Consider the following 255-nt stretch of genomic DNA (forward strand, 5'->3'; position numbering starts at 1 on the left):
CGCTGAACGGATAGGCCTGCGGCTCCAGCACCTGACCCGGCGCCAGCCCGCTGCCGGTGGTGCGGGCAAAGATGCGGCACTGATGATTCAGCTTACGTTCATGGCGGATGCGGGCGTAGAACGCGCCAGTTTCAGCGGCGGCGTCCACGTCCTCACCGGCCTCGCGGTAGGGTCGGGCGTACAGGTAGCTTTCTCCGGTCACCGGCGCGGCGCTTCGCACCTGCGCGCTGGCGTCAAGCGGCGTGGTCGCTTCGC

1 pseudogene is annotated in these 255 nt (G+C 69.0%); it reads right to left on the reverse strand.

Annotated elements, in window-relative coordinates:
• A pseudogene (locus tag J1778_RS24915) lies at positions 1-255 on the reverse strand (type VI secretion system Vgr family protein); the annotation flags it as partial.

The organism is Rahnella bonaserana (assembly GCF_019049675.1).
Lineage (GTDB): Bacteria > Pseudomonadota > Gammaproteobacteria > Enterobacterales > Enterobacteriaceae > Rahnella > Rahnella bonaserana.